Source organism: Nocardiopsis protaetiae (genome assembly GCF_045446735.1).
In the GTDB taxonomy this organism is placed as follows: domain Bacteria; phylum Actinomycetota; class Actinomycetes; order Streptosporangiales; family Streptosporangiaceae; genus Nocardiopsis; species Nocardiopsis protaetiae.
Genome location: NZ_JBJJBV010000092.1, coordinates 1 through 22,294, shown reverse-complemented (window position 1 = coordinate 22,294; position 22,294 = coordinate 1). Strand labels below are relative to the sequence as shown.

At 73.0% G+C, this 22,294-nt stretch carries 24 protein-coding genes; 1 reads left to right on the top strand and 23 read right to left on the bottom strand.

The annotated features are described in order from the left end of the window. Positions 1–127: 127 nt before the first annotated feature. The 13 genes from ACJOT3_RS15810 to hisI form a co-directional block, all read right to left on the bottom strand. Positions 128–1,300 carry a hypothetical protein gene (locus ACJOT3_RS15810; RefSeq protein WP_406973412.1) on the bottom strand — a complete coding sequence of 391 codons (1,173 nt, stop codon included), beginning with the start codon at positions 1,298–1,300 and terminating at the stop codon, positions 128–130. Between the two features lie 143 nt (positions 1,301–1,443). Continuing rightward, positions 1,444–2,538, bottom strand: coding sequence for a prolipoprotein diacylglyceryl transferase (gene lgt, locus ACJOT3_RS15805; RefSeq protein WP_406973410.1), 1,095 nt, complete (start codon positions 2,536–2,538; stop codon positions 1,444–1,446). A 55-nt stretch (positions 2,539–2,593) separates the two neighbouring features. Next, positions 2,594–3,571: a DsbA family protein gene (locus ACJOT3_RS15800; protein ID WP_406973408.1), complete on the bottom strand. Its 978-nt coding sequence runs from the start codon at positions 3,569–3,571 to the stop codon at positions 2,594–2,596. A gap of 50 nt (positions 3,572–3,621) precedes the next feature. Continuing rightward, on the bottom strand, positions 3,622–4,134 hold the full coding sequence (locus tag ACJOT3_RS15795; protein ID WP_406973406.1) for a MauE/DoxX family redox-associated membrane protein: 513 nt from the start codon (positions 4,132–4,134) through the stop codon (positions 3,622–3,624). A 352-nt stretch (positions 4,135–4,486) separates the two neighbouring features. Continuing rightward, positions 4,487–5,293 carry a tryptophan synthase subunit alpha gene (trpA, locus tag ACJOT3_RS15790; RefSeq protein WP_406973404.1) on the bottom strand — a complete coding sequence of 269 codons (807 nt, stop codon included), beginning with the start codon at positions 5,291–5,293 and terminating at the stop codon, positions 4,487–4,489. Then, positions 5,293–6,510, bottom strand: coding sequence for a tryptophan synthase subunit beta (gene trpB, locus ACJOT3_RS15785; protein WP_406973402.1), 1,218 nt, complete (start codon positions 6,508–6,510; stop codon positions 5,293–5,295). The genes trpA and trpB overlap by 1 nt, the downstream gene beginning before the upstream one ends. A gap of 261 nt (positions 6,511–6,771) precedes the next feature. Next, a complete protein-coding gene (gene trpC, locus ACJOT3_RS15780; protein WP_406973400.1) occupies positions 6,772–7,578 on the bottom strand; it encodes an indole-3-glycerol phosphate synthase TrpC in 807 nt (268 codons plus the stop codon). A 250-nt stretch (positions 7,579–7,828) separates the two neighbouring features. Then, entirely contained in the window at positions 7,829–8,194 is a 366-nt protein-coding gene (locus ACJOT3_RS15775) for a CD225/dispanin family protein (protein WP_406973398.1), read from the bottom strand. A 52-nt stretch (positions 8,195–8,246) separates the two neighbouring features. Beyond that, positions 8,247–8,771, bottom strand: coding sequence for a DUF2752 domain-containing protein (locus ACJOT3_RS15770; protein WP_406973396.1), 525 nt, complete (start codon positions 8,769–8,771; stop codon positions 8,247–8,249). Positions 8,772–8,863: 92 nt separating this feature from the next. After that, positions 8,864–9,223 (bottom strand): CD225/dispanin family protein, encoded by a 360-nt coding sequence (locus ACJOT3_RS15765; protein WP_406973394.1) that lies wholly within the window; start codon positions 9,221–9,223, stop codon positions 8,864–8,866. Positions 9,224–9,537: 314 nt separating this feature from the next. Beyond that, positions 9,538–9,810 carry an HGxxPAAW family protein gene (locus ACJOT3_RS15760; protein WP_406973392.1) on the bottom strand — a complete coding sequence of 91 codons (273 nt, stop codon included), beginning with the start codon at positions 9,808–9,810 and terminating at the stop codon, positions 9,538–9,540. After that, positions 9,810–10,466 (bottom strand): Trp biosynthesis-associated membrane protein, encoded by a 657-nt coding sequence (locus tag ACJOT3_RS15755; protein WP_406973414.1) that lies wholly within the window; start codon positions 10,464–10,466, stop codon positions 9,810–9,812. Before ACJOT3_RS15755 ends, ACJOT3_RS15760 begins: the two co-directional genes overlap by 1 nt. 143 nt (positions 10,467–10,609) lie before the next feature. After that, complete coding sequence (gene hisI, locus ACJOT3_RS15750; RefSeq protein ID WP_406973390.1) at positions 10,610–10,954, bottom strand: phosphoribosyl-AMP cyclohydrolase; 345 nt, start codon at positions 10,952–10,954, stop codon at positions 10,610–10,612. Between the two features lie 165 nt (positions 10,955–11,119). Between hisI and ACJOT3_RS15745 the strand changes: the two genes are divergently transcribed. Further along, on the top strand, positions 11,120–12,121 hold the full coding sequence (locus ACJOT3_RS15745; protein WP_406973388.1) for a sugar isomerase: 1,002 nt from the start codon (positions 11,120–11,122) through the stop codon (positions 12,119–12,121). 51 nt (positions 12,122–12,172) lie between these two features. On the opposite strand, the gene ACJOT3_RS15740 is transcribed toward ACJOT3_RS15745, so the two are convergent. The 10 genes from ACJOT3_RS15740 to hisD all read right to left on the bottom strand — a co-directional run. After that, the gene (locus ACJOT3_RS15740) at positions 12,173–14,029 is read right to left on the bottom strand and encodes an ABC transporter ATP-binding protein (RefSeq protein ID WP_406973386.1); all 1,857 of its coding nucleotides are present in this window, start codon (positions 14,027–14,029) and stop codon (positions 12,173–12,175) included. After that, positions 14,026–16,008, bottom strand: a complete 1,983-nt coding sequence (locus tag ACJOT3_RS15735) for an ABC transporter ATP-binding protein (protein ID WP_406973384.1) — start codon at positions 16,006–16,008, stop codon at positions 14,026–14,028. Before ACJOT3_RS15735 ends, ACJOT3_RS15740 begins: the two co-directional genes overlap by 4 nt. Before the next feature lie 259 nt (positions 16,009–16,267). Continuing rightward, positions 16,268–16,846, bottom strand: a complete 579-nt coding sequence (locus ACJOT3_RS15730) for a peptidoglycan-binding domain-containing protein (RefSeq protein ID WP_406973382.1) — start codon at positions 16,844–16,846, stop codon at positions 16,268–16,270. Positions 16,847–17,080: 234 nt separating this feature from the next. Next, entirely contained in the window at positions 17,081–17,854 is a 774-nt protein-coding gene (hisF, locus tag ACJOT3_RS15725; RefSeq protein ID WP_406973380.1) for an imidazole glycerol phosphate synthase subunit HisF, read from the bottom strand. Beyond that, positions 17,851–18,600: a bifunctional 1-(5-phosphoribosyl)-5-((5-phosphoribosylamino)methylideneamino)imidazole-4-carboxamide isomerase/phosphoribosylanthranilate isomerase PriA gene (gene priA, locus ACJOT3_RS15720; RefSeq protein ID WP_406973378.1), complete on the bottom strand. Its 750-nt coding sequence runs from the start codon at positions 18,598–18,600 to the stop codon at positions 17,851–17,853. Before priA ends, hisF begins: the two co-directional genes overlap by 4 nt. 30 nt (positions 18,601–18,630) lie before the next feature. Then, positions 18,631–19,293, bottom strand: coding sequence for an imidazole glycerol phosphate synthase subunit HisH (gene hisH, locus ACJOT3_RS15715; RefSeq protein ID WP_406973376.1), 663 nt, complete (start codon positions 19,291–19,293; stop codon positions 18,631–18,633). 28 nt (positions 19,294–19,321) lie between these two features. Next, positions 19,322–19,483 (bottom strand): CG2302 family histidine operon protein, encoded by a 162-nt coding sequence (locus ACJOT3_RS15710; RefSeq protein WP_406973374.1) that lies wholly within the window; start codon positions 19,481–19,483, stop codon positions 19,322–19,324. Then, a complete protein-coding gene (gene hisB / locus ACJOT3_RS15705) occupies positions 19,484–20,077 on the bottom strand; it encodes an imidazoleglycerol-phosphate dehydratase HisB (protein ID WP_406973372.1) in 594 nt (197 codons plus the stop codon). It lies immediately after the preceding gene. Between the two features lie 30 nt (positions 20,078–20,107). Then, complete coding sequence (locus tag ACJOT3_RS15700; protein WP_406973370.1) at positions 20,108–21,205, bottom strand: histidinol-phosphate transaminase; 1,098 nt, start codon at positions 21,203–21,205, stop codon at positions 20,108–20,110. A gap of 109 nt (positions 21,206–21,314) precedes the next feature. Beyond that, positions 21,315–22,294 (bottom strand): histidinol dehydrogenase (hisD, locus tag ACJOT3_RS15695; RefSeq protein ID WP_406973368.1); only part of this gene is annotated, 980 nt, incomplete at its 5' end.

Sequence of the window (22,294 nt, the reverse complement as noted above, 5' to 3'; positions counted from 1 at the left end):
CGCTCGACCCGGCCGGGAAAAGGCCGGTCGATCTGTCCGAGATCCTATCGGGACGTCCGGGGAACACGAACGGCCGTGCTCAGGGCACGGCCGTTCGCCCGCGGGTGCACGCGGGGTGTCCCCGTCGCTACTCCTGCTGCGCCTGGGTGGCGATCACCTCGTTGTAGACGTAGGGGACCGCGTTCATGGACGCCACGGTGACCTTGGCCAGGTCGGTGTCGTCCCCGGGCGGGCTGCCGTCGGTGCGGGCCACCCAGAACACCGCCAGGTAGTGGCCCATGACCTGCGCGGTCGCCTCGCTGTAGCCGTCCTGGAGACCGGGGATCTCGTCGTTGGTGCGGCTGAGCAGGAACCCGGCGCCGGACTCGACGTTGGTCGGGTCCAGGGCGGCCTCGACCTCGGTGGCGGCGTCGGCGTCGGCCAGGTCGAACAGGGTGACCTGCGCGACGTAGTCCTGGTCGGCGTCGGTGTACACGCCCGAGGCCGCGTTGACGCAGTTGGCGTCGATGAGGCTCTGGCCCAGGCCGTCGCCCCACACCAGGGAGGTGCAGGAGTCGGTGACCGCGCCGTCGCGCAGCTCCAGCTCCATGCCGTCCAGCTCGACCTCCTGGACGGGGCCGAACACCGTCTCTTCGGTCATCGGCTCCAGGCCCTCGGGGCGTTCGTTGATGGGGCCGAAGACGTCGTCGCGGTTGGGGTTGGACATGTAGAGCTGCGGGGTGATGGTGCTGTGGCCCTCGGGCGGGGCGACGACGCCGCTGTCGCCGCCCGAGGTGGTGCCGCCCGCCCCGGTGAAGAGCTGGTAGGACAGCAGTCCCAGCAGCGCGACCAGGGAGAGGGCGAAGGCGCCGATGAGGACGCCCAGCACGGCGGTGCCGCGCTTGCGCTTGCTCTGCTCGGCGAGGGTGTACACGATCTGGTTGGGCCGGTCGCCCAGGACCGACACCTTCTTGATCGCGGAGGCGGAGAACGCGGAGACGCGCTTGACCCCGCCCCGTTTGGCGTCCCTGGCCGGGGCGGCCCGGCGGGAGCCGCGGCGGCGGCCGCGGCCGCCGCCGGACCCGGTGCGCTCCCCGGCGCCGTCGTCGGCGCCGGGGTCGTCCGCGTGGTCGTCGGCGCGGTCGGCACCGCTGCCGTCGGCGGGAGTGTGGCCGTACTCGGCGGAGTAGTCCTCCTCCGGGTCGTAGTCGTACTCCTCGTCGTGGCCGTAGTCGTCGGCGCGGTCGCGGATGGGGCCGGTGTCGGCGCGGCGGTTTCCGCGGCGTCCTCTACGGCCGGAACCGGACTCGGCTCTGCTCACGGTCTTTCTCAATGTCAACCCGTGGTCTGCTCGAAAGGTACGGGGGCACGTGCGGGCACGTCGTCACCCTCGTGGGTGTGGATGTGGATGTCGTGCACGGTCGCCGCGCCCATAGAGACGGGCGCGAGCGTCCTTCCCCGTGTCTACTCGGGCTTCGTCCCGGAATCGGTTCCCTCGTCGTTCGAGGTCGAGCCCTCGCTACTAGATCGCTCAGGGCTGGGGTGGTATTCCGTGCCGGCGTCGCTCCCACCGGCGTCGATGTCGGAATCCCCGGTGTCGGCGGTGCTGTAGACGGTGCTGTCGTTACCCATCTCACCGTCGGCGGTGGGCCCGAACACCTGGGTTCCGGCGTCCGCGCCGTGGGGGACGACGGCGGTGGAGAACCGGTCGAGGCGGCGGCCCGCCCAGACGAAGTAGGCCAGGGCGCCGGCGAAGACCAGGATGGAGGTCCAGTTGTTCAGGCGCAGGCCGAAGAAGTCGTTGGCGGGGTCGACCCGCAGGTATTCGATCCAGAAGCGGCCGACGCAGTAGCCCATGACGTAGAGGGCGAACAGGCGCCCGCCCTGGAGGGAGGACTCGTAGCGGCGTCCGGCCCAGACCAGCAGGGCGCTCAGGCCCAGGCACCACAGGGATTCGTAGAGGAAGGTGGGGTGGTAGGTGGTGACGCCGAACTCCATGCCGGCGCGCAGGTGGCCCTCGGGGTAGGGGTAGATCTCCACGGCCCAGGGGACGTCGGTGGGGCGGCCGAACAGCTCCTGGTTGAAGTAGTTGCCCCAGCGGCCGATGGCCTGGGCGAGGGGGATGGTGGGGGCGATGGCGAAGGAGAGCTTGGACATCGACAGGCCGCGCTTGCGGGCGACGATCCACACGCCGACGGCGCCCAGCGGGATGGCGCCCCAGATGCCGAGGCCGCCCTCCCACACGTAGAGGGCGCGGATGGGTTCGCGGCCCTCGCCGAAGTACAGCTGCGCGTCGCTGATGACGTGGTAGAGGCGGCCGCCGATGAGGCCGAGGATGACCGCCCACACCGCCATGTCGAGGATGGTGCCCTGTTCACCGCCCAGGGCCTTCCAGCGGCGTTCGCTCCACAGGACGGCGACGATGACGCCGGCGAGGATGCACAGCGCGTAGAAGTGGATCTCCAGGGGCCCGATCGGGATCGAGTTCACCTGCGGGCTGGGGATGGCCGCGAGGGCGCGGCCGGTGGCGGCCGCGCCCTCGCTGACTGTCGACGACAAAGTCACTGCTCTGCTCTCGGGTTCGCCCCGCGTGCGGGGGGTGTCTTCAGGGGTGTTACTGCGCGTCACCCCCGTCGCCCAACGGCTGGGTCTCGACCTTACCGGGGTCGGCGGAGGCGATGGCTTCGGAGAGTCCCCGGACCGTCATGGCGGTGTTGTTGTCGAGCAGGACGCCGTTGATGTAGACGGAGGGGGTGCCGCGGAACGCGTTGTCTCCGCTGTAGCGAGTGTAGGCGCTGCCCGTGGCGTCGATGAGTTCGCCGGTGTAGGTGCCGTCGAGGAACGCGGGGTCGTGGCCGTTGTCGGCGCCCCAGGCCAGCAGGTCGGTGAGGACCATGGTGCCCAGGGTCTCCTGGCCGATCTGGTCCACGGCGTCCTCGGACAGGGCGGGCAGGAACTCCTCGGTGAACTCGGTGACGACGGCGGCCTCCTCGTCCAGGCGGGCGCCGAACTCCTCCTGCTGTCCGGGGGAGGTCTCCAGGTCGGCGAACCACTGCTTGAGCTGGTCGGTGGAGAAGCCCTCGCGGCCCTCGGTGGGCTGGTTCTCGAAGAGCAGGTCGTTGTACTCGGCGAAGACGCCGTGGTCGGCGGCGATGCGGGCGGCGGCGCCGCCGCGCAGCGAGTTGCTGCTGATGGGCACCTGCTGCTGGGCGAAGATGCTCACCGGGCGGAAGTGGACGATGGCCTCGCCCTGGGCGGCGCGTTCCTTGAGGAGGCCGCCGTTGGTGAGTTCGAACTGGCGGCAGGCGGGGCACTGGTAGTCGGCGTAGACCTCGATGACGGGTGCCTCGACGCCCTCGTTGGCCATGACGACGCTGCCGTCCTCCTGGAGGGTCTGGGCTGCCAGGGGGCCGGTGTAGCCCTCGCCGCGGTCGGAGTTGAGCACGGCGTACCCGATGCCGACGACGGCGACGATGACGGCGGCGGCGATGCCGATGACGAGGAGGTTCCTGCGCCGGGCGGCGGCCTTCCTCTCCTTGGCCCGCTGTTCCTTGAGCCGTTCACGGGCGCGTTTGCGCGCTTCGCTCCCCATGGTGGTGTTCCTTCTGTTCCTGAGTCGGGGTGGTGGTCGTGGGCCGCGGGTCAGCGGAAGAGGCCGAGCGGGCGGTCCAGGGCGAGGGGTGAGCGGGGCCAGAGGGCGATGAAGGCGCCCAGGGCGGCGAAGCCGATGTCGCGGGCGATGGAGAGCCCGTAGGTGGTCTCGCCGGGGTCGACGGCGCCGCCGCCGCCGAAGCAGCCGCAGTCGATGCTCAGGCCGCGGGCCATGGCCGAGAGGATCCCGGCGATGAAGACGACCATGAGCAGGGCGGTGACGGCGCCGGTGAAGCGGGTGGCCAGGCCGATCAGGAGCAGGACGGCCAGGGCGAGTTCGAAGAGGGGGAGGGTGTAGCCGATGAGGCGGGCGATCTCGTGGGGGAAGAGGTCGTAGGCCTCGACGGCCTGGACGGAGAGCGCGGGCGGGTATTTGGAGGCGGCCGCGTAGATGAGGATCCCGGCGAGGGCGAGGCGGCAGGCGAGGGTGAGCCAGGGCTGGACGGCGGCCCGGCGCGACCCGGGGGCGGAGGTGGGTGCGGGGGTTTCGTCGCGTGTGTCCATAGGGGTGGCCTTCGGGGTTCGGGGGCTGGATTGTCGCACTCCGCGCCTGAAAAGTCGCTCTCAGTGACCAAGCAGATCCTACCGGCTGTGATCACCCGATGACCCCGGGCGCTGGGGCCGGGGCGCGGGCGGAGCCGGACCCCGGTGTCCGTCACGGCCCCATCACACCACCGCAAGGCCCGCGTGCGCGGCGTTTCCGGGCGTTCGAGGGTCCCTTCTCACCCGATTCTCACCGGCTTAACCTTCTTAACCGAGCCCTTGACCGGCGCGAACGCGAAACGGGCCGCCCCCGGTGAGGGGGCGGCCCGCGGCCAGTGGTGAAGGTCCCCCGGGCCGTGCCCGGAGGTCCCGGTCAGCGGGACCGGACGCCCGCCGCCAGCTCCTCGGCGAACGACGTGACGGCGATCAGCCCCGTCTCCAGGTCCGGGGCGTCCAGCACCCGCTGGCAGAACCCGGCGCCGACGATGACGCCGTCCGCGTAGCCGGCGACCTCGGCGGCCTGCGCCCCCGTGGAGATGCCCAGGCCCACACAGACCGGCAGCTCCGACTCGCGCGTGACCTCGCGGGTGCGGCGCACCAGCTCCGCCGCGGTGTCGGCCACCTGCGTGCGGGTCCCGGTGACCCCCATCAGCGAGGCCGCGTACACGAACCCGCTGCACGCCCGGGTGGTCAGCTCCAGCCGCCGGTCGGTGGAGGAGGGCGCCACCAGGAAGATCCGGTCCAGGCCCGCGGTGTCGGAGGCCACCACCCACTCCTGCGCCTCCTCGGGGATGAGGTCGGGGGTGATGACCCCGGCCCCGCCCGCCTTGGCGAGGTTCCCGGCGAAGCGCTCCACGCCGTAGCGCTCGATCGGGTTCCAGTACGACATGACCACGGCGGCCGCCCCCGTCGCGGCGGTCGCCTCCACCACCCGGAACACGTCGTCGGTGGTGGTCCCCGCGGCCAGGGCGGCGTCGGCGGCCCGCTGGATGGTGGGGCCGTCCATCATCGGGTCGGAGTAGGGCAGGCCCACCTCGATGACGTCGCAGCCGCCCTCGACCATGGCCCGCACGACCCTGATCGAGGACTCCACGTCCGGGAACCCGGCCGGGAGGTAGCCGATGAGGGCGGCCCGGCCCTGGGCGCGGGCCTCGGCGAGCTTGTTCTGCAGGGTCGTCATCACGCCTCGTCCTTACCGTCGATCAGGCCGAAGTAGGCGGCCGCGGTGTCCACGTCCTTGTCGCCGCGCCCGGAGAGGTTCACCAGGATCACCGCGTCGGGGCCCAGCCGCTCCCCCAGCTTGCGGGCCCCGGCCAGGGCGTGGGCGCTCTCGATGGCCGGGATGATGCCCTCGGTGCGGCACAGCAGCCGGAAGGCCTCCATGGCCTCGGCGTCGGTGATCGCCTCGTAGTTCGCCCGGCCGGTGTCGGCGAGGTAGGCGTGCTCGGGGCCCACCGCCGGGTAGTCCAGGCCGGCGGAGATGGAGTGGCTGGGCAGGGTCTGACCGTACTCGTCCTGGAGGACGAAGGTGCGGGCGCCGTGGAACACACCCGTGCTGCCGGAGCTGATGGAGGCCGCGGTGCGGGGGGTGTCGGCGCCGTCTCCCCCGGCCTCGAACCCGTACAGGGCCACCGAGGCGTCGGGGATGAACGCGGCGAAGACCGCCATGGCGTTGGAGCCGCCGCCCACGCAGGCCGCCACCGCGTCGGGCAGCCGCCCGACCCGCTCCAGGACCTGCTCGCGGGCCTCGGCGCCGACCACGAAGTGCAGGTCGCGGACCAGCTTGGGGAAGGGGTGGGGGCCGGCGACCGTGCCGAACAGGTAGTGGGTGCGGTCGACGTTGGCGACCCAGTCGCGGAACGCCTCGTTGATGGCGTCCTTGAGGGTGCGGCTGCCGATGGTGACGGGGACGACCTCGGCGCCGAGCAGGCGCATCCGGGCGACGTTGAGCGCCTGGCGCCGCGTGTCCTCCTCGCCCATGTAGATGACGCACTCCAGGCCCATCAGGGCGCAGGCGGTGGCGGTGGCCACCCCGTGCTGGCCGGCGCCGGTCTCGGCGATGACGCGGGTCTTGCCCATGCGCTTGGTGAGCAGGGCCTGGCCCAGCACGTTGTTGATCTTGTGCGAGCCGGTGTGGTTGAGGTCCTCGCGCTTGAGCAGGATGCGGGCGCCGCCGCAGTGCTCGGAGAAGTTGCGGGCCTCGGAGAGGGCGCTGGGGCGGCCGGTGTAGTCCTTGAGGAGTTCGGCCAGCTCGGCCTGGAACGCGGGGTCCTGGCGGGCCTTCTCCCATTCGGTCTCGACCTCGTCGAGGGCGGCGATGAGCGCCTCGGGGGCGAAGCGGCCGCCGAAGCGGCCGTAGTGCCCGCGCGCGTCGGGCAGCTGCGGATCGTGGCTCATGGGGCTGTCCTTGTAGGGTGCGGGGCCGACGGCCCACCCGCGCCCGTGCGGCGCACGCGCGGGGTGCGCGCGTCGACCGGTTCCGTGCGCCGCGGCGTGTCCTGGGCCCGCGGCGCGTTCTGACTCGGGGTCAACGCGGCGACGGGAACCCGCGAACGCGCTCGGTGCGCTTCGGGTTCCCTAGAGCCATCGCCATCGGCGGCCGGTGCGGGCCGTGATGGCGGTGTGCGCCGTCGTTCCTCCCATGGAGCCGTCCGTCCCCTAGTTCCGGTCCCGCAGGGCGGGGTGGGCCCCCGCGGTGACCAGGTCGGCGACGGCCTCGCGCGGGTTGCGGCCGCGCACCAGGCTCTCGCCGACGAGGACGGCTCCGGCGCCGGCACCGGCGTAGGCCAGCAGGTCGTGCGGCCCGCGGATGCCGGACTCGGCGATCTTGACGACGTCGGAGGGGATGCGGGGGGCGACGCGGGCGAAGGTGTCCCGGTCGACCTCCAGGGTCTTGAGGTTGCGCGCGTTGACGCCGATGACGGTGGCCCCGGCGTCCAGGGCCCGGTCGACCTCGTCCTCGTCGTGGACCTCGACCAGGGGCATCAGGCCCAGGGAGCGGGCCCGCTCCACCAGGGAGACCAGGGCCTCCTGGGGCAGGGCGGCGACGATGAGCAGGACGGCGGAGGCGCCGTGGGCGCGGGCCTCCCACAGCTGGTAGGAGCTGACGACGAAGTCCTTGCGCAGCAGCGGGGTGTCGACGGCGCGGGCGACGGCGCGCAGGTCGTCGAGGCTGCCGTTGAAGCGGCGCTGCTCGGTGAGGACGCTGATGAGCGCGGCGCCGCCGGCCTCGTAGTCGCGGGCCAGGGCGGCCGGGTCGGCGATGGCCGCCAGCGGGCCCTTGGAGGGGCTGGCGCGCTTGACCTCGGCGATGACGTGCACCCCGGGGCGGCGCAGGGCGGCTTCGGCGTCCTTGGGGGTGGGCGCCGACGCGGCCTGCTCCTTGAGCTCGTCCAGGGGCAGGGCCTCCTGGCGCTCGGCCAGGTCGGCGCGCACTCCGTCGAGGATCTCGTCGAGCACGCTCACGTGGTTACCGCTCCCTATCGTCGTGGCCGGGTGCGGCGCTCGCGCCGCAAGGCGGGGCCGCGGGGCGCGGCTCGGCCCGGGGGCCGGCTTCGCGCCGTGTGCGCTCATCGTATCGACCCCCCGGGCCGGGAACGCCGCCGCCCCCGCGCACACGGCGTGTGGCGGGGGCGGCGGGCGCGGCCCGTGGGGCGGGTGGCGTGCGACTCGTCCGGATACGTACGGGATCGCGCGGTCGACCGCCGTCGGTGGCCTAGTAGGTCGAGTAGCTGGCCGTGCCCGCCGCCCCGACGAGGAGAACGATGAAGATGACGTAGAGGACGATGCCGACGATGGCGAGAATGAAGCCGATCAGGCTGATGATGCCCATGATCTTGGCGACCTTGGCCGAGTCCTCGGCGCCCTGGTAGTCCCCGGCCTGCCACTTGCTGTTGACCTGGAGGGAGAAGATGAGGCCGATGATCCCGATCACCGTGCAGCCGAAGATGCCCAGGATGTTGTGGACCATGTAGTTCTTGGGCGGGCCGCCGGCGGGCGGCTGGGGCGGGCCGTAGCCCCCGGGGGGCGGGCCGTAGCCGCCGCTGGGAGGACCGTAGCCGCCGGACGGTGGGTAGCTCATGATGTGGGCCTTTCGACTTTACAGTTCGGGTCGGGGACGAACGGGTCGCCGGTCACCAGCCGGGGAACAGGGGGGTCCCCGGGGCGAGGAAGGAGAACCACGGCAGGTTCCGGGCCACCCAGAAGCCCGTGATGACGATGGTGAGGGTCCACAGGAACCAGACCGGCGCGGGTCTGGGGGGCGCCTTGGGCGGGCGGACGGTGGCGGCGATCCACCGGATGTACGCCCACAGGATGTACGGGCCGAGCAGGGCCAGCAGCGGGTTCATGCTGATGGCGCCGAGGATGTCGCCGTGGGTGGTGAGCGCGACGGCGCGCATGGTCCCGCAGCCGGGGCAGAAGGTGCCGGTGATCAGCAGCCAGGGGCAGGTGGGGTAGTTGCCCGGCTCGTTGGGGTCCACGAAGTGGAGCAGGGTGGCCCCGGCCAGGACGAGCGCTCCGGCGCCCAGCGGCCAGACGGGTGCCGGGAACCGGTGCAGGAAGCGCAGGACGCGCTGCCCGGTCGGCAGGGGCGCGCCCTCCGCCTCGTGGGGCGTCCCTGGTCGGTGTCCGGTCCGTTCCGGCTGTTCGGGTTGCACGTGAACCAGCCTAAGGGTCGTTCGGCTGCGGGGAGAATTCTGCCCCCGACACCCGGGAGGGTGCGGGGGCAGAAAGGTGGGAGCGGCTCCCCTTAGTAGTACGAGGGGGTGCTGCTGATCGCGATGGCGATGCTGCACGCGTAGAGCACGCCGACCAGGATGTAGCTGATGATGCCCAGGATGAAGGCGATCTTGGTCCACTTCTTGGCCTGGGCCTGGGCCTCCAGCGCACCGGCCTGGTCACCGCGGTTCCACAGGTCGTTGACCTTGGTCGCGTTGATGATCGCCGGGATGGCGAACGGCCAGCAGCAGAAGATGGCGACGATCGCCCAGACGAGCCCGTTGTCGGGCGGGGTGGCGCCGGGAGGCGGGCCGTAGCCGCCGCCACCGGGGGGCGGGCCGTAGCCGCCGGGTCCGGGGGGACCTGCGGGGGGCGGGGGACCATAGCTCATGGGGAACAACTTTCCAGACTGTGGACAAGGGTTTTCGACTCGCGACGTGCGGCAGGGCACACGGGATCGGCAAGGGGCAGGGTCGGATCACCGGTGCGATCACGCCGCGGGCGACTTCGCATGTTGCCAGACCAGGGGGACGATCCACCAGTCGGTGGGCACATGCGGTCACCGCCGGTGCAGCGAATCTACCCGCCCCATGGGACCTTCGTCCATTTTCCGTTACTCAGTCGTTGTGAGCTGCGGATTCTCCGGTTCTGTCCGGATGTGGCCGTGAAGTCCCGTGGGGCGGGGCGCGCGGGGCGCGGCGTCGCCTAGGCGGAGACCTTCTTGCGAGATGCTTCCCACTCCTCGCGGGTGGGCGGCACCGGGCGCGGCTCCTTGCGGCCCAGGCCGGCCTTCTTCATCGCACCGGCGATGACCGCCAGGACCACGCTGGCGCCCAGGGCGATCGCGACCCAGGTGACGAGGTCGCCGCCCGCGATGATGGCGATGCCCGCCACCGTCCAGGCGACGATCCAGGAAACAGTGAGGAACCAGGCGGAGACGGTGTTGCCGTGGTCGTCGTGGTGTTCTTCAGCGGCCATCAGGGCTTCTCCTTGGAGTCGGCCGACGTTTCGGTCGGCGGTGCGGGGTCGGTGCCGTCCCCGGTGGCGGTGCGGCCCGCGGAGTGCGCGGGGACCGTGTCGCCGCCGGGGGCGTCGAGTGTGGGGTCGTCACCTGCGTCGAGCGATTTCCACAGGTCGGCGGGTGTCCCGGTGGGGTTCGCGCGCGGTGCGGCGTCCCGATCGTACCGGTTTCCCATGCCGGGCCAGGCGGGGGCGCGCACGAGTGCGAGCACGCCGGCCGCCACGATCAGGGCGGCGCCCGCGGCGGCCATGGCCGGGCCGATCGCGATGAGGTCGGGGGTGCCGGCGGCGCGGGCGGTGCCCGCGGCGGCGGCCGCGTCGACGGCCCCGGTGAGCGCCTCGGGGCGCACGGCCGCGGCGACGGCGCTCAGGGCGTAGCCGCCGCCCAGGGCGAGCAGGGCGCCGATGAGGCGGCGCGCCCACCCGCGGGCGGCGTAGATCCCGGCGACGCCCGCCAGGGCGGCCCAGCCGATCCCGGCCGGGACGCCGGTGAGGTCGCCGCCGGTGATCTCGACCGGGGCGGGTGCGACGGGTCCGGCGGCGGCGAGGTCGCCGGTGGCCCAGGCGCGTCCGGCGGCGGAGAGCAGCAGTGCGGCACCGGCGGCCAGGCCGATGGCGGCCGCGGTGAACTCGCGGCGGGCGCGCCGCGCGGCCGGGTCGGCGGGCGCGGACGCGGTGCTCTCCCGGGGCGCGGTGTTATCCCGGGCGCCGCCGTCCTCGGGTGCGCCGCGGTCCTCGGGTGCGGGGCCGGTCGCGGTCACAGCAGGCGCCCGGCGTCGAAGCAGGTGCGGTCGCCGGTGTGGCAGGCCGCCCCGGTCTGGTCGACCCGGAGCAGCAGGGTGTCGCCGTCGCAGTCGAGTGCGACGGACACCACACGCTGGGTGTTGCCTGAGGTGGCGCCCTTGACCCAGTACTCGCCGCGGCTGCGCGACCAGTAGGTGGCCGCCCCGGTGGTGAGGGTGCGGTGCAGGGCCTCGTCGTCCATCCAGGCGAGCATGAGGACCTCGCCCGTGTCGTGCTGCTGCACGACGGCGGGGACGAGTCCGTCCTCGGTGCGTTTGAGGCGGGCGGCGATGGCCGGGTCGAGGCTGGTGACGCTCATGTCCTCCAGGTTATGGCCGTCCGTCGGCCGGGTGTCACCGGGGCGTGTCCAGTGGTGGCCACGGGTGTTCCCCGGCCCGGGTGGCCTAGAGTGCGTGCGCGGAGCCGCCGTGTCCGGCGGACGTGAGCAGACGATGTGAGCAGACGAACGGATGTGGGGGTTCCCGTGACGGCCCAGGCCCTGTCCGCCGACCTGGCGGGGATGCCCGCCGCCCTGAACGCGCTGGCGGAGCGGTTCCCGCGCTGGGACCCGTACGCGGCGCTGCCCGCGCTGCTGGACGACGAGCCGGCGGCGGTGCGGTTCCTGGGGATCGGGGCGGCCCGGGGCGTGTGCGAGGTGGCGGCGGCGCGGCTGCGGCTGGCCGGGATCGGCGCGGTCGCGGACTCCTCCGCCTCCGCGCAGGAGCCGCCCGCGGGTCCGGAGACCCTGGTGGTGGGGGTGAGCCTGGGCGGCGGCCAGCGGGAGCTGTGCACGGCCCTGGACCGGTACGTGGGCCGCTCCCCCGTGGTGGTGCTGGCCGCCGACTCCGACGCGGTGGTGGCGCGCTACGCGGACCTGCTGGTGCCGCTGCGCACCGGGGGCGAGCAGGCGGGGCTGGGCTGCCGGGCCTACCAGCACGCGCTGGGGCTGGCGCTGCTGCTGGGCCACCGGCTGGGCGCGCCGGTGCTGGGCGGCAGCCGCAACCTGCCGAGCCTGCTGCGCCGGTCGGCCAACGCGCTGGAGTCGCTGCTGGCGTCCGCGCACACGTGGGTGCCCGAGGCGGCCGAGGCGCTGGCCTCGCCGCACGGCGTGCACCTGGTGGCGCCCGCCGAGCGCACCGCGTCGGCGCTCCAGGGCGCCCAGCTGCTGCGCAAGGGGCCGGTGGCGGTGGCGCACACCTGTGAGACCGGCGAGTGGTCGCACACCGACCGGTACCTGGCCGCGGTCACCGACTACCGGGCGCTGCTGTTCGCCGGGTCCGCCTACGACGAGCGCTTCTCCGAGCACCTGGGGCAGCTGCGGGGCCGGTTCGTGGCGGTGGGCCCCACCCCCGGGCGCGAGAGCGTGCCGGGGGCGGAGCTGACCGTGCGCTACCCGGGCGACACCGACCCCGACGTCGCCCTCATGGTCGAGACCGCGGTCCCCGGCCTGCTCGCCGCCCACCTGTGGCGGGAGTCGGGCCGGTGACCGGCGGCCGGTGACCGGGGACACGGCTCCGGCCGCGACCCCTGCCGCGGGTCACGCCGAGGAGCGCACCCAGGAGGCGTACAGGTCGGCGTAGACGCCGGGCCGGGACACCAGCTCGGCGTGCGGCCCGCTCTGCACGATGCGGCCGTCGTCGAACACCAGGATCCGGTCCGCCGCCTCGGCCGTGGACAGGCGGTGGGCGATCGCCACCGAGGTGCGACCCCGGGTGAGCCGGTCCAGGGCGCGCTGGATGCGCATCTCGGTGTGCGGGTCGACGGCGGAGGTCGCCTCGTCCAGCACCAGCAGGTCGGGGTCGGCGACGTAGGCGCGGATGAGCGCGACGAGCTGGCGCTCGCCCGCCGACAGCGATTCGCCGCGCTGGCCCACCGGGGTGTCCAGGCCGTGGGCGAGGCTGTCCAGCCACTCGTCCAGGCCCAGGTCGGTGATGGCGGTGCGCAGCTCGGCGTCGGTGCTCTCCGGGCGGGCGAAGCGGATGTTGTCGCCCAGGGAGCTGTCGAAGAGGAAGCCCTCCTGGGGGACCATGACGACCCGGCCGCGCAGCGACGAGAACGCGACCTCGCGCAGGTCCGTGCCGTCGAGCAGGACGGTGCCCCGGTCGGGGTCCATCAGCCGGGTGAGGAGCTTGACGAACGTGGTCTTGCCCGACCCCGTCTCCCCCACCACGGCCAGCCGGGTGCCCGGCTCGACGGTGACCGACACGTCGTCCAGGACGACCGGCCCGTCCGGGTAGGAGTAGGTGACGCGGTCGAAGTCGACCCGCACCGGGCCGCGCGGCAGCACCGCCCCGGCCTCGCCCGGGTCGGCGATGTCGGGGACGGTGTCCAGCACGCCCAGGACGCGGCGCCAGCCCGCGATGGCGTTCTGCGCCTCGTTGAAGATCTCGGTGGCCATCATCATCGGCTGGATGAACAGGGTCATCAGGAACAGGAACGCGATGAGGCGTCCGGCGGTGAGGTCGCCGTCCAGGCCCAGCCACACCCCCAGCAGGACCACCGCGGTGTTGCCGACCGCCGAGACGATCTCCGCGAACGGGGACACCGCCACCGACAGCCGCTGGGCGCGCACCTGGGCGCGGCGGGTCGCCACCACGGAGGTGTCGATGCGGCGGGCGGTGCGCTCCTCGGTGCCGTGGGCGCGGATGACGGCGGCGCCCATCACGGTCTCGCCGATGACGCCGAGCATGTCGCCGGTGTGCTCGCGGACCTTCAGGTAGGCCTTGGACAGGAGCTTCTGGAGCCAGCGCACCCCGAACAGCAGCGGCAGGAAGCACACCCACACCACGAGGGTGAGCTGCCAGGAGTAGACCGCCATGAGGGTGGTGGCGATGAGCAGCTGCCCGGCGCTGACGATGAGGAGGATGCCGCCCCACTGCATGAACGTGCTGATCTGGTCGACGTCGCTGGTGACGCGGGAGACCAGGGCGCCCTTGCGCTCGCTGTTCTGGGTGAGGACGGACAGGTCGTGGACGTGGCGGAACGCCTTGCGGCGCAGGGTGGCCAGCCCTGACTCGGTGGCCTTGTACAGGCGCACGTTCATCAGGTAGGAGCAGAACATGGTGACGAGCAGCAGCCCGGCGCAGACCGCGACCATGCGGGCGACGAAGCCCAGGTCGGGGCCGCCGGTGCCGGTGATGCCGTTGTCGATGATCTGCTGGACGGCGATGGGAACGACGACCTTGCCGACGGTGGCGACCACCGCGAAGGCCAGGGTGAGCCACAGGCCCTTGGCGAACTCCGGGGACAGGCGCAGGCCGCGCTTGAGGGTGTCCAGGGCGGAGTCGGTGGACCTGTGCAGGGACACCGAGGAGTCGGCGCGTCCGGGCGCCGCGTCCTGCGGGTCCGCGGGGCCCCGCTCGTCCTTTTCGCGGGTGCGGGCGGGTGCGCTCATCGGCTCGTCTCCTCGGTGAGGTCGTCGCCGCGGGCCGCGGCTCTGCGGGTGGGGTCGACGGGGGCCGGGCCCTCCGGGACGGGTGCGCGCGCGGCGTCGTTCTCGGCGGAGGCGCGCTCGTAGGCGGTCACGAGGCGGTTGTAGCCGGGTGAGGTCTCCAGGAGTTCGGTGTGGGTGCCGCGGGCCAGGACGCGGCCGCGTTCGAGGTAGACGACCTCGTCGGCGAGCTCGATGGTGGCGCGGCGGTAGGCGACGACGACCACGGTGGCGGAGGTGTCGCGTTCGCGCAGGCCGCCCAGGATCTGCGCCTCGACCTGCGGGTCGACGGCGGAGGTGGCGTCGTCCAGGATGAGCAGGCGCGGGTCGCGGACCACGGCGCGGGCCAGGGCCAGGCGCTGGCGCTGGCCGCCGGACAGGGTGGTGCCCTTCTCGCCCAGGGGTGCGTCCAGGCCGCCGTCGAGCTCGGCGATGAAGCCGTCGGCGCGGGCCAGGCGCAGGGCCGCCCACACGCGTTCGTCGTCGATGTCCTCGCCCAGGGTGACGTTGCCGCGGACGGTGTCCTCGAACACGAAGGTGCTCTGCGGGACCAGGGCGGCGTGCCGGGGGATCTGGTCGCGGGCCAGGTCGCGGACGTCGACGCCGTCGTAGGTGACGGTGCCCTCGTCGGGGTCGACCAGGCGCATGAGGACGGTGGTGAGCGTGGACTTGCCCGAGCCGGTGGGTCCGACCAGGGCGACGGTGCGGCCGGGGGCGATGTCCAGGTCGACGCCGTTGAGGACGGTGGTGCGCGGGGCGCCGGCGCCGTCGGAGGCGGACATGAGGTCGCGGCCGTCGCTGTCGTAGGAGTCGGCGTAGGAGAAGACGACGCCGCGGGTGCTCAGGGCGATGCCGTCGGCGCCCTCGTCCAGGGTGCGGTCGCCGTGCTCCATGGAGCCCTCCGAGCGCAGCACCGACTGGACGCGGTCCCAGCCGACGACGCTGCGGGGCAGGTCGCCCAGGATCCACCCGAAGGAGCGGATGGGCAGGGACAGAAGGGTGAACAGGAAGGCGATCTGGACCAGGTCGCCGGGGGCGATGTCGCCGGTGGACAGCCGCCACATGCCCAGCAGCAGGACGGCCAGGACACCGAAGTTGGGCAGCGACTCCATGACGGGGTCGAACAGGGAGCGCATGCGGCCGACCTGGATGAGGGCGTCGCGCAGGCGGTGGGCGGACTCGGTGAAGCGTTCGGTCTCGGTGTCCTCCCGGCCCAGGGTCTTGACGACCAGGGCGCCGTCGAAGGACTCGTGGGCGACACCGCTGACCTCGGCGCGCAGGGCCTGGGCGCGGGAGGCCATGGGCGAGACGCGGCGCTGGAAGACGACGTTGACGACGACCAGCAGCGGGAAGACGACGAAGGCGACCAGGGCCAGCAGGGGGTCGGTGACGAGCATCGCGACGGAGGCGATGACGAGCATGAAGACGCTGCCCACGGCCATGGGCAGCGGGGCCAGCGGCTGCCAGGCGGCCTCGACGTCGGCGTTGGCGTTGGACAGCAGCTGCCCGGTGGGGTGGCGGTGGTGCCAGGCCAGCGGCAGTTCGAGGTACTTGCGGGCGACGGCACGGCGGTAGCGGGCCTGGAGGCGGAACTGCATGAGGGCGGCGAGCATGCGGCGCACGGCGATGCCGACGGCCTTGCCCAGGCCCACGGCCATGAGCAGGGCGGCGGCGCCGGCCAGGGCCGCGGTGGTGGTGGCGCCGCTCTCGAAGGCGGGGATGAGCGTGTGGTCGGTGAGGTGGCCCAGGACCGAGGCGGAGCCGACGGTGACGGCGGCGTGCAGCATGGCGCCGATGACGGCGACGGTGAAGATCAGGGGTTCGACCCGGGCGGCGGTCCACAGGACCTTCATGCCGCGGCCGAACACCCCCCGGTGGGCGGCGGCCGAGCCGTCGGCGTCCTCCTCGGTGCGTTCTCCCGCGGTTGCCGTGCCCTGCGCCATGCGCCCCCCGTTCTCCCTGCGCGCCGGGGAACGCCCTCTGGGAGGGCTCCCGGCGCGGATCGTTCGCGGCGCCCCGGCCTCCGGGCATGCCGAAGGGCACGGGGCGCGTGCCGTGCCAACTTATCCAGCGGCACCGACAGGTTCCACCGGATTGTTTCAGCGCCCCGCCGATCGGTGCTATTCCGTCCAACCGGTGACGGAGCGGACACGGGTCCGGCCCCCCGAGGGGAGGGGCCGGACGCCTGACGGGGTCGGATTCCTACTTGTCGTAGTCCTGGTAGGTGATCAGAGCGCGGAACGTGTACATGCCGGTGATGCCGTCGACGCCGATCCCGAAGTGCTCCTGCGCGTGGCGCACACCGCCCTCGGTGTACGGGCCGTAGTGGCCGTCGACGGTGATGTGGGCGTAGAACTTGGCGTTGAGCAGGTGCTGGATCGCGCGGACGACGTTGCCGGTGTCGCCGGGGCCGTACTCGCCGAAGGTCTGCTCGCGCAGCAGCAGCCAGGTCTCGGCGTTCAGGGTCCCGGTGTCCTCCAGGTCGTTGGCGGCCTGGTAGTTGAGGACCGCCGCCTGGAACCGGCCGTCGAACTCGGCGTTCTCGGGGCCGGGGTCGAAGCCCTGCTCGATGATGAGCAGCTTGGCGGCGAGGATGTCGACGCTGGTGTCGCCCATCCCGTACTCGGGCCAGGGCATGGCCTCGATCTCGGCGAGGGTGTCGTCGGACGTGGCGTTGAGGTCGTCCGCCGAGGCCGCCGGGGCGCTCATGAGCGTGGCGGCCATCGCGAGCAGGCCCGCCAGCAGCAGGCCGGTGACGCGTGCGGTGATGGTGCTGGACATGGAGGGTCGTCCTTTCCCCGTAAGTTTTTCCCCGTCACCACGTAGGATGTGCAGGTTGCGCGCAGCGTTCACAAATCCGCCGCCAATACCTCCAAAAAGACAGACTTGGCTACCCCCACGTGACATTTTGTCTAACTCGTGTGAACCCAACGCCCCTCCGCGCGTGGTCCCCGCACAAACCCCCGCAAACCCGAAGGACCCGGCGCGGGGCGCCGGGTCCTTCGGGGTCTCGGGTCAGCGGACGGGGTGGCCGGCGGCGCGCAGGCTCTCCTTGACGTCGGCGATGGTGAACTCGCCGAAGTGGAAGACCGTGGCGGCGAGCACCGCGTCGGCGCCCGCCTCCACGGCGGGCACGAAGTGCTCCACGGCGCCCGCGCCGCCGGAGGCGATCAGCGGGACGTCCACGCGGGCGCGCACGGCGCGGATGAGTTCCAGGTCGAAGCCCCGCTTGGTGCCGTCGGCGTCCATCGAGTTGAGCAGGATCTCCCCCGCGCCCAGGTGGGCGGCGCGCTCGCACCACTCCAGGGCGTCGATGCCGGTGCCCGTGCGGCCGCCGTGGGTGGTCACCTCGAACCCGCTCGGGGTGGGCGCGTCGCCCTCGCGGACGCGGCGCACGTCCGCGGACAGCACCAGCACCTGGCGGCCGAACCGCTCGGCGATCTCGCCGATGAGCTCGGGGCGGGCGATCGCCGCGGTGTTCACGCCGACCTTGTCCGCGCCCGCCCGCAGCAGCCGGTCCACGTCCTCGGCGGTGCGCACCCCGCCGCCCACGGTCAGCGGGATGAACACCTGGTCGGCGGTGCGGCGCACCACGTCGTAGGTGGTCTCCCGGTCGCCGCTGGAGGCGGTGACGTCCAGGAAGGTCAGCTCGTCGGCGCCCCCCGCGTCGTAGGTCCCGGCCAGCTCCACCGGGTCGCCCGCGTCGCGCAGGTTCTCGAAGTTGACGCCCTTGACCACCCGCCCGGCGTCCACGTCCAGGCAGGGGATGACACGGACCGCGAGGCTCATCGCGCCGCCGCCACGGTCGCCAGCGCGTCCTGGAGGGTGAACGCGCCCTCGTACAGGGCGGTGCCCATGATGGCGCCCTCCACGCCCAGCGGCACCAGTTCCGCGATGGCCCGCAGGTCGTCCAGGCTGGACACGCCGCCGCTGGCCACCACCGGCTTGTCGGTGCGCTCGCACACCGTGCGCAGCAGCTCCAGGTTCGGGCCCTTGAGGGTGCCGTCCTTGTTGACGTCGGTGACGACGTACCGGGCGCACCCCTCCGACTCCAGGCGCTCCAGGGTCTCCAAGAGGTCGCCGCCGTCGCGGGTCCAGCCGCGCGCCGCCAGGGTGGTGCCGCGCACGTCCAGGCCGATCGCGATCCGGTCCCCGTGCTCGGCGATGATCTCGGCGCACCACTCCGGGTTCTCCAGGGCGGCGGTGCCGATGTTCACGCGGGTGCAGCCGGTGGCCAGGGCAGCCGCCAGCGACTCGTCGTCGCGGATGCCGCCGGACATCTCCACCTTGACGTCGAGGCGGTCCACGATGGTGCGCAGCAGGTCGCGGTTGTGGCCGCGCCCGAACGCGGCGTCCAGGTCCACCAGGTGGATCCACTCGGCGCCCGCCTCCTGCCAGGCCTGCGCGGCCGCGAAGGGGTCGCCGTACTGTCCGCCCGACCCGGCCCTGCCCTGGACGAGCTGGACGGCCTGGCCGCCGGACACGTCCACGGCGGGCAGGAGTTCGAGTGCGGGCGGGTTGGTCTCGCCGGTCATGTGGCCTTCTCGTGCTCGTTGGTCCGAAAACTATGACTGCGGGAGGGTGGCGACCCAGTTGGCCAGGATGCGGGCCCCGGTGTCGCCGGACTTCTCCGGGTGGAACTGGGTGGCCCACAGCGGCCCGTTCTCGACCGCCGCCACGAAGGGCTCCCCGTGCTCGGCCCAGGTCACCTTGGGCGGGGCCATGCGCGGGTTGTCGAAGGTGAGCTCCCACCGGCGCACCGCGTAGGAGTGCACGAAGTAGAAGCGGTCCTGCGGGCTGATCCCGGCGAACAGCTGTGAGTCCTGCGGGGCGCGCACGGTGTTCCAGCCCATGTGCGGCAGGATCGGCGCGTTCAGGTGCTCCACGGTCCCGGGCCACTCCCCGCAGCCCTCGGTGACCTCGTCCCGCGCCTGCGGGTCGGCGCGCTCCACACCCTTGTCGAACAGCACCTGCATGCCCACGCAGATGCCCAGCACCGGGCGGCCCCCGGCCAGCCGGCGGCCGATGATGCGGTCGCCGTGCGCCCGCTTCAGCCCGGCCATGCAGGCGCTGAAGGCGCCCACGCCCGGGACGAGCAGGCCGTCGGCGTCCAGCGCGGCGTGCGGGTCGGAGGTGACGGTGACGTCGGCGCCGGTGCGCTCCATGGCGCGCTGGGCCGAACGCAGGTTGCCCGACCCGTAGTCGAACACGACCACGCGTGGCGGCATGGTGTTCCTCCCCTTAGAAGTGGCCCGGTTAGAAGTAGCCCAGGCGCAGCACGCCCGAGGCCACGGCGAGCGCCGTGCACCCGGCCAGGGCGACGGCGATGGGCTTGTTGACCTTCCACATGGCGTAGGCGCCCCCGCCGAGGAAGCCGCCCAGCACGATGAGGGCCAGGCCCCACAGATCGGTGTCCATCTACAGGGCGCCCTTGGTGGAGGGGATCCCGGTGACCCGGGGGTCCTTCTCCGTGGCGAAGCGCAGCGCCCGAGCCAGCGCCTTGAACTGGCACTCGACGATGTGGTGGGCGTTGCGGCCGTAGGGCACGTGGACGTGCAGGGCGACCCGCGCCTGGGCGACGAACGACTCCAGGATGTGCCGGGTCATGGTGGTGTCGTAGTCGCGGCCGATGATCGGCGCCATGCCCTCGGGCTCGCTGTGCACCAGGTAGGGGCGGCCGGACACGTCGACGGTCACCTCGGCCAGGGCCTCGTCCAGGGGCACCTTGGCGTCGGCGAACCGGCGGATGCCCGCCTTGTCGCCCAGGGCCTCGCGGAAGGCGGCGCCCAGGGCCAGGGCGGTGTCCTCCATGGTGTGGTGGGAGTCGATGTGCAGGTCGCCCTCGGTGCGCACGGTCAGGTCGAACAGGCCGTGCTTGGCGAGCTGGTCCAGCATGTGGTCGAAGAAGCCGACCCCGGTGGAGACGTCGGCGACGCCGCTGCCGTCCAGGTCGATCTCGACCAGGACCTTGGTCTCCTTGGTGGCGCGCTCCACGCGTCCGATGCGGCTCATGGTGGGTCCTCCTGTTGGGAAAGGGGCAGGTCAGCGTCCGGTGGCGCGCAGCAGGGATTCGCGGAAGGCGGCCATCTCCGGCGGGGTGCCGACGGTGACGCGCAGCCAGCCGGGCGGGCCGACCTCGCGGATGAGGACCTGCCGGTCGAGCAGGGCCTCCCACACCTCGGTGCGGTCCTCGAACTCGCCGAACAGGACGAAGTTGGCGTCGGAGTCGGCGACGGTGAACCCGTGGGCGCGCAGCCACTCCACCAGGGAGTCGCGTTCGGCGCGCAGGTCGGCGACGGCGCCCAGGAGCTCGTCGGCGTGGTCCAGGGCGACCAGCGCGACGGTCTGGGTGACGGCCGACAGGTGGTAGGGCAGGCGGACCAGCTGGATGGCGTCGACCACGGCGGGGTGCGCGGCCAGGTAGCCCACGCGGGCCCCGGCCAGCGCGAACGCCTTGGACATGGTGCGCGAGACGATCAGGCGCGGGTGGTCGGCCAGCAGCTCCAGGGCGCTGGGTGTGCCCTCGCGGCGGAACTCGGCGTAGGCCTCGTCCACGACGACCACCCCGGGCGCGGCGGCGGCGATGCGCTCGATGTCGGCGATGGGCAGCGCCGTGCCGGTGGGGTTGTTGGGCGAGGTCAGGAAGATGACGCTGGGCCGGTGCTCGGCGATGGCGGCCAGGGCGCCGTCCACGTCGATCCGGAAGTCGGCGGTGCGCGGCACCGGCGCCCAGCCGGTGCCGGTGCCCCGGGAGATGATGGGGTGCATCGAGTAGGACGGCTCGAAGCCCATCGCGGTGCGGCCGGGCCCGCCGAAGGCCTGGAGGATCTGCTGGAGGATCTCGTTGGAGCCGTTGGCCGCCCACACGTCGGCGGTGGTCAGGCCGTGGCCGAGGTAGTCGGCCAGGCCCTGGCGCAGCCGGACGGCGTCGCGGTCGGGGTAGCGGTTCAGGCCCACCGCGGTCTCGGCGACGGCGTCGGCCAGGGCGCGGGCCAGCCGTTCCGAGGGCGGGTGCGGGTTCTCGTTGGTGTTGAGGACCACCGGCACGTCGATCTGCGGGGCGCCGTAGGGCGAGCGGCCGCGCAGGTCGTCGCGCAGGGGCAGGTCGTTCAGAGTGAAGCTCACGGGTGTCACGCTCATGGTCGGTCGTGGTCGGTGCGGCGCACGGGACCCGCGTGAACGCGGATCGGACCCGGGCGGGGTCCGGTGCGCCGCCGCACCGTCCGGTCGGTCGCGGCTCGGGCCTGGCTCAGGCCTCGGGGAACCGCGCGGCGACGGCCTCGCCGTGGGCGGGCAGGTCCTCGGCCTCGGCGAGGGTGATGACGTGATGGGCGACGTCGGCCAGCGCGTCACGGTCGTACTCGACCACGTGCACCCCGCGCAGGAAGGTCTGCACGCTCAGGCCGCCGCTGTGGCAGGCGCACCCGCCGGTGGGCAGCACGTGGTTGGACCCGGCGGCGTAGTCGCCGAGGGAGACCGGCGCGTAGGCGCCGACGAAGATCGCCCCGGCGTTGCGCACGCGGGCCGCGACGGCGGCGGCGTCGGCGGTCATGACCTCCAGGTGTTCTGCGGCGTAGGCGTTGACGACGTCGAGGCCGTGGTCGAGGTCGTCGACCAGGACGATGCCGGACTGGGGCCCGGCCAGGGCCTCCAGGACGCGGTCGGCGTGCCGGGTGGCGGCGGCGCGGACGCGCAGGCGGTCGACGACGGCGTCGGCCAGGGCCTCGTCCGGGGTGACCAGGACGGAGGCGGCCACCACGTCGTGCTCGGCCTGGCTGATCAGGTCTGCGGCGACGTGGTCGGGGTCCGCGGTGGTGTCGGCCAGGACGGCGATCTCGGTCGGGCCCGCCTCGGCGTCGATGCCGATGACCCCCTTGAGGAGGCGCTTGGCGGCGGCGACCCAGATGTTGCCGGGTCCGGTGACCATGTCGGCGCGGGCGCACCCGCCGGCGCCGTAGGCGAACATGGCGACAGCCTGGGCGCCGCCCACGGCGTACACCTCGTCGACGCCGAGCAGGGCGCAGGCGGCGAGGATGGTGGGGTGCGGCAGGCCGCCGAACTCCTTCTGCGGCGGCGAGGTGACCGCCAGGGAGCGCACCCCCGCCTCCTGGGCGGGGACGACGTTCATGATGACGCTGGACGGGTAGACGGCGCGGCCGCCCGGCACGTAGAGGCCGACCCGGTCGACCGGGATCCAGCGCTCGGTGACGGTCCCGCCGGGGACGACCT